Genomic DNA, 6,213 nt, shown 5'->3' with positions numbered 1-6,213 from the left:
GGAAACAACCATTAAGGAAGCGCTGCGTCGAAGCAGGGGCAATCGCACTGAAGCGGCAAAACTGTTGGGAATCAGCCGACGCACCTTCTACCGCTGGCTTGAGCAACAGACTGAGCCGTGACACACACAAACTGTGCCATAGTGTGCCACGGCACACACCAATGCACAGCTCTGCTCCAGTCAAATGCAGCAACAAAACACTTTTAATCAAATAATTACAGCAATATAAAAACAAACTCACGCCATTCCAAAGCATGGCACACATACTGCAAATACAACCACACGCCTTCATTACCCGCTCCATTTGTGCCAGAAAGACAAACCATGAAAGCATCTTCAGAAGTTGATCATTCGCTGACACCCGCCAAAGCCACCATTCTCCTGGTGGATGATGAGCCAATGGTGCTGAAAATGCTGCAAACCTTTCTGGAATCACAGGGATACCAGATCATCTGTGCCACAGGCGGTCAGGAAGCACTGAACATTATCGAACAGCAGCAGCATACGGTTGATCTATTAATTACTGACATCCGTATGCCGGATATGAACGGTATTCGCCTGTTAGAGGCGGTTCGTCAACTACTGCCAAACCTGCCGGTTTTGCTGATGACCGGCTATACTGATTTTGAACTGGTGGTTGAAGGGCTGAAGCAGCATGCCTTTGATCTGCTGTTCAAACCGATTGATTTTGATCAACTGACCTGGTGTATCTCCAAGGCACTGGCTTTCCTGATGACCCAGCGGATGGAGCAACAGTATCGTTCACGACTTGAGGAGCAGGTTGCCAAACAGACCAAACAGCTCTGTAATCAGCTGGAAGCCCTGCAAGAAGCACAACGCAAAGCCAGCCACGTTGATGAATTGAAACGCGAATTTTTAAGCCTGATCAGCCACGAGTTCCGAACCCCCTTAAACGGCATCATGGGGATCATCCAACTGATGGAAGACCAGCAAACACCAGTAAACCAGACAGAGTATCTGGCGCTGCTCAAAACATCGGCTGAACGGATAACAACGCTGGTCAACAACCTGTTGACCCTGATTGAGGCCCGCTCTGCAAAACATTCCACCGGGGATATTATGAACACCCCCTGTGGCGCCCTTGAATCCCTGAAAAAACGCTACCATGCTATGGCAGCTGACGCCGGGATACGCTTTGAAACAAACTGCCGCCAGCACGGGGCCATCCCCCTGTATGGCCCCTGGGATGCCCTACATATTATTACCGGCTGTCTGCTGGATAACGCCTTTAAATTTACCGGTAGGGGTGGTGTTGTCAGCTGCCATCTCTGGGCTGAGCCATCCAAAACGGAACAGCAGGAGACCTCTGTACTGATTCAGGTGACAGACAATGGCAAAGGCATCCCGCTTGCCTGCCAGGAAATCATCTTTCAACCTTTTACCCAACTTGAACACTACCTTACCCGGCGCAACGAAGGCAGCGGTGTCGGCCTGGCCATTGTCCGTACTATCTGCGACAAACTGGGAGGCAAGTTGACCCTGGAAAGCAGCCCTGAGCATGGCAGCACCTTTACCTGTTGCTTATCCTTTAAAAAGGCGATGGAGCCTGCCCCATGAAAATTCTTGCCATTGATGATTCAAACGTCAATCTGCTGGTCATGAAAGGCACCCTGGAAAAACATCTGCCTGATGCCCGTCTGAAAACTGCCTGCTCAGGCAAAGAAGGGCTTGAGCTGGCCCGTTCCTGGCAGCCAGACACCATCCTGCTTGATCTGCAGATGCCGGAAATGGACGGCTATGAAACCATCCGTCTTCTGAAACAGAACTCACTAACCTCCTATATCCCGATCATTGTCATTACTGCCGCAGACGTGGATTCAAGAAACCGGGTCAGGGCGCTGGATCTTGGAGCAGATGCTTTTTTGCAAAAACCGATCTCCAGCCACGAGCTGGTGGCCCACATCAAAGTCATGTTGCGAATCAAAAAAGCTGAAGAACGGCTGCGTCACTCCCAAAAACTGGAGGCGATCGGCATTCTGGCCGGAGGGGTTGCCCACGACTTCAACAATATCCTGACCATTATCAGTGGGTACAGCACCATGCTGTTGATGCAGACTCCTTCTGACAACCCTCAGCATGAAAGCCTGCAGATGATTGTCGATGCTGCCAAACGGGCCACCAGCCTGACCCAGAGCCTGCTTACCTTCAGCCGCAAGCAGGAAGTAACCCCTTCAAAGGCAGAACTCTGCTCCCTTGTTTCAAGCTTTGAAAAGTTCATCAGGAGAATCATCGGCGATAACATCACACTTTCTTTTGTGTGTGATCAGCACACTATTCCAGCCACGGTTGATCGCAGTATGATTGAGCAGATGCTGATGAATCTTGCCATCAATGCCCGGGATGCCATGCCTGTTGGCGGTCAACTGACCATTACCACCTCAAATGCACTGCTTGAAAACAAAACTGCAGAACCCCTTGGACTATCTCCAGGCAGCTACATCCACCTGACGGTCTCAGATACCGGGTGTGGTATTCCAAAAGATGTCCTGCCAAAGATATTTGATCCTTTTTTCACCACCAAGGAAATCGGCAAAGGCAGCGGTCTGGGGCTTTCCATGGTGTACGGAATTATCAAGCAACATGGTGGTGCCATTAGCGTTGAAAGCACGCCAGGCACCGGCACCACCTTTTCCATCTATCTGCCGGCCAACGATACACCTGAAACCGTATTGGAGAGCTGCTGAAACCGTACGGGAGAAAAAGTCTAAAAAACATGCCACCTGACGTGACAAGCAAACAAGCGGTGGTATACTTATACCCAATCAGCTCAGACTGTCGAACTAACCGTTGTCAAGGAGACCAGAACCAGATGAAACGTATTACCCTGACCACCATTGGACTGATTGTGCTGTTATCTGTCTGTTGCGCCGCTGCTGCCGTGACAGCACCACCACTACCCAAGTACCAGAGCTGGAAAAAGAGTGTGCGCAAGGTCGTGGCTGACAAAAAATCGCTTTTTTACGGCATCCATTACATCTATGCCGACCCAAAGGCCATCAAGGGTTACCAAGCGGGCAACAAATTTCCTGAAGGCAGCCGGATTGTGGTTGAGCATTTCAATATCAAAGGGGACAACGGTGCCGTTGACGGCACCAAAAACATGGTGGTGCTGATGAAAAAAGATAAGAACCAGAAAAACACCGGTGGCTGGTTATATGCCGGCTACACAGCAGACGGCAAACCCAGTCGCCTTGATCCGGTTAAAAACTGTTTTGAATGCCACCAGAAGGAAGTTGCCGGAAGGGATTACGTCTTCTCTGGTATTGCAGACTTCAAGTAAAGGAGTCCCACCGTGAAATGTCTGATTGTTGAAGATGATTTCATCTCTCGCCGTATTCTCAGGGAATTACTGAGTATGCATTTTGATTGCGAGATCGCCGTTGATGGTGAAGAAGCGGTAACCGCCTTCAGGTTGGCCCATGATTCCAAAAGCCCGTATGACCTGATCTGCATGGATATCATGATGCCCAAAATGGATGGGCGTGAGGCGCTGCGACTGATCCGGCAGCTTGAGAAAGAGCTGGAAGTGCCGCCCAATCTTGAGGTCAAAGTAGTTATGACCACTGCCCTGGATGACCCAAAGACGGTCTTTGACTCGTTTTATCAGGATGGCGCCACCGCCTACCTGGTGAAGCCGATCAGCAAACAGAAACTTCTCAGGGAGCTTCGCGCCCTGGGGCTGCTTCAGTAGCACGCAGGTTTTGATCAGGGCTTTGAAAGGAATCTAACCCATGAATCCCCAACTCTGTAACCAGGTTGCACAATGGAACAACTGTCTGGCCCCCACCATGGAGGTTCTGCGACAGCTTTCAGGCTGCACGGAAGATCAGTTTCTGGAGCTTGGTGGAAAACTGCAGGACTTTGCCTACAGATCATCAGGGATATCGTCTGTTTCCAACAACCTGGTAGAACTGGTTGCAGGTGCCGAAAGCAATCAACTGACAGAACGACTCCGCCACCTGTTTACCAAGATGAACAACTACCTGAATCAGGTCAACACTCAGGGCAACCAAAGCTGCAGTACCCTGGAGCAGATCATGGTCCAGCTTGAAAACGTAGTGCGCCCCCTGGAAGGATTTCAGAAGATGGACAAGGCTCTACGGATGCTCTCCATCTCCACCAAAATAGAATCCGCCAGACTGGGTGAACTGGGCGCTGGTTTCACCACGCTGGCCATGGATGTTGAAAAGCTGTCTCAGACGGTCAGTGAAAAGTCAGCCGGCATTATGGCCCAACGCCACTCACTGGCTCAACTGATCAACGGCAACCTCCAGATGGTACGCAGCACTGAAGAGCACCAGTATGCTGATGCACAGAAAATCCTTGCTGCAGTTGGCAACAACCTTGAAACCCTGGCTGATCTGAATGCCACCTGTTCTGCCACCGGCAATCAGGTTGCCGTTATTTCTGAGCAGATTTCATCGGATATCGGTGCCGTGGTTGCCTCCATGCAGTTCCACGATATTACCCGCCAGCAGATTGAGCATGTAATTGAGGCGCTTGAAAAACTACAGCAGCACACCTGCACCCATGCCAGCCCGAACGAAGACGCCTGCCCTGCGCTGGTGGCTGAAATCGGTGACATCTGCGAACTGCAGACCGCCCAGACCAGACATGCGACAGACCAACTGGCAAAGGCTACCAACACGACTCTGGACAGCCTGCGTGACATTGGAGCCAACCAAACCCAGATCAGCCTGGAGCTACAACAGGCCCTGATGGGCAACTCCGGATCAGCCGAGACCTCATTACTGGACAACATGGAAAAAGAAATGCACCGGGTCACACTGATTCTAAAAAACTGTGATCAGGCAGACCAGGAGCTGGCTGCTGCCATGCATAAGGTGACCAGCACCATGACTGAAATCGGGGGGTTTGTGAGCGACATTGAGGCCGTTGGTTCAGAAATAGACCTGATCGCCTTAAATGCCCAGATCAAGGCTGCCCACACCGGCCCTCAAGGAGCAGCGCTGGGGGTACTGGCTGAAGCGATCAAACGACTTTCTCTTGATGCGGTTATTCAGACTGAAGCGGTTTCCAACACCCTGCAGGCCATCAATGCAATCACCGCCAGTATTGCCGATCAGAACTTTCTTGAAGCAGAGGATGGCTCACAACCGGTTACCGAAATGGAGCAGGAAGCCCGTCAAATTATCTCATCACTTTCCGGCATCAACCACTCCTTGCTGCAACAACTCTCCACACTGGCAAGCACGGCAGAATCACTCTCTGACGATATTAACCTGACCACATCAGGCATCCACGTACATGAAGAAATCCAGCAACAGACTGAGCAGGCAGTTCAGGCCCTTGAGCAAATCTATGCCGAAGCGCGAGCCCTGGTACCGGCCTCAAGTGAGTTCAGAGATAACCTGCGCCACATGGAGCAGCGCTACACCATGGAAAGTGAACGGATGATTCACGAAATGATGGCCGCCCGCCACGGTGTCCAACTCTCATTGCAGAAGCAGCAGGTCAGCACCGACAGTGATTCAGAATACGGTGATAACGTTGATTTATTTTAACCCCTCCCCCGCCTCCCCGTATCAGGGGAGAGGCTATGACAAGGGGGGATTGAGGGGGGTTGATTTTGGAGGTTTCTATGTCTGATCTGAATCTTACCCGCAGCATCAGTAATGACGGCACCACTTTGACTATTAACGTGGCAGGCAGACTGGCCATTGACACTGCTGCAGAGTTACGCAGCCTGTTGCTTGAAGAGGCCGCCCCAACCAATATCCAGCTTGATGTGGCTAGCCTTGAGACGCTTGACCTTGCCGGCCTGCAACTGATCTGTTCAGCCTGTCGCACTGCACTAGATGCGCAGAAACGTTTCAACTTTTCAGGCGGCATGACCCCTGATGTTAAAAAAGCTGTCGAAACCGTTGGGCTGCAACGCCAGACCACCTGCAAACACTACGCAGACTTACCCTGTATCTGGTGCGGAGGAATGAACTAACATGGCAAAACTGATTATGACGGCCGATGATTCAGCAAGTGTACGACAAATGGTAAGCTTTACGCTCAAACAGGCTGGCTATGACGTGGTTGAGGCGGTGGATGGCAAAGACGCCTTAACCAAACTGGGCACTCAAAAAGTGGATATGCTGATCACCGACCTGAACATGCCCAACCTGGATGGCATCGGCCTGATCAAAGGTGTTCGTAGCGGCGCCCTCAACAAATTTATCC

Annotated in this window: 8 protein-coding genes; all 8 read left to right on the top strand. The window is 51.2% G+C overall.

Annotated features, from left to right (window positions below):
- Positions 1-10 precede the first annotated feature (10 nt).
- A complete protein-coding gene (locus tag OEL57_RS13100; RefSeq protein WP_331489751.1) occupies positions 11-121 on the top strand; it encodes a helix-turn-helix domain-containing protein in 111 nt (36 codons plus the stop codon).
- Positions 122-324: 203 nt separating this feature from the next.
- Positions 325-1,578 carry an ATP-binding response regulator gene (locus OEL57_RS13095; RefSeq protein ID WP_300741013.1) on the top strand — a complete coding sequence of 418 codons (1,254 nt, stop codon included), beginning with the start codon at positions 325-327 and terminating at the stop codon, positions 1,576-1,578.
- Positions 1,575-2,705: an ATP-binding protein gene (locus OEL57_RS13090; protein ID WP_300741012.1), complete on the top strand. Its 1,131-nt coding sequence runs from the start codon at positions 1,575-1,577 to the stop codon at positions 2,703-2,705. The genes OEL57_RS13095 and OEL57_RS13090 overlap by 4 nt, the downstream gene beginning before the upstream one ends.
- Positions 2,706-2,830: 125 nt before the next feature.
- The gene (locus OEL57_RS13085; protein ID WP_300741011.1) at positions 2,831-3,301 is read left to right on the top strand and encodes a cytochrome P460 family protein; all 471 of its coding nucleotides are present in this window, start codon (positions 2,831-2,833) and stop codon (positions 3,299-3,301) included.
- A gap of 12 nt (positions 3,302-3,313) precedes the next feature.
- Positions 3,314-3,712, top strand: coding sequence for a response regulator (locus OEL57_RS13080; protein WP_300741009.1), 399 nt, complete (start codon positions 3,314-3,316; stop codon positions 3,710-3,712).
- A gap of 40 nt (positions 3,713-3,752) precedes the next feature.
- Positions 3,753-5,546, top strand: coding sequence for a methyl-accepting chemotaxis protein (locus OEL57_RS13075; RefSeq protein WP_300741007.1), 1,794 nt, complete (start codon positions 3,753-3,755; stop codon positions 5,544-5,546).
- Positions 5,547-5,623: 77 nt separating this feature from the next.
- Complete coding sequence (locus OEL57_RS13070; RefSeq protein ID WP_300741006.1) at positions 5,624-5,980, top strand: STAS domain-containing protein; 357 nt, start codon at positions 5,624-5,626, stop codon at positions 5,978-5,980.
- A 1-nt stretch (position 5,981) separates the two neighbouring features.
- The coding region (locus OEL57_RS13065; protein WP_300741004.1) for a response regulator at positions 5,982-6,213 on the top strand (232 nt) is incomplete at its 3' end.

Source organism: Trichlorobacter sp. (assembly GCF_030247655.1).
GTDB lineage: Bacteria > Desulfobacterota > Desulfuromonadia > Geobacterales > Pseudopelobacteraceae > Trichlorobacter.
The sequence above is the reverse complement of the archived record's forward strand: the minus strand, read 5'-3'. Positions and strand labels throughout refer to the sequence as shown.

Bases quoted from the DNA above. Each gene is read 5' to 3' on its own strand.
- OEL57_RS13075 (WP_300741007.1), top strand. From the start codon at position 3,753: ATGAATCCCCAACTCTGTAACCAGGTTGCACAATGGAACAACTGTCTG.
- OEL57_RS13090 (WP_300741012.1), top strand. From the start codon at position 1,575: ATGAAAATTCTTGCCATTGATGATTCAAACGTCAATCTGCTGGTCATG.
- OEL57_RS13095 (WP_300741013.1), top strand. From the start codon at position 325: ATGAAAGCATCTTCAGAAGTTGATCATTCGCTGACACCCGCCAAAGCC.
- OEL57_RS13070 (WP_300741006.1), top strand. From the start codon at position 5,624: ATGTCTGATCTGAATCTTACCCGCAGCATCAGTAATGACGGCACCACT.
- OEL57_RS13085 (WP_300741011.1), top strand. From the start codon at position 2,831: ATGAAACGTATTACCCTGACCACCATTGGACTGATTGTGCTGTTATCT.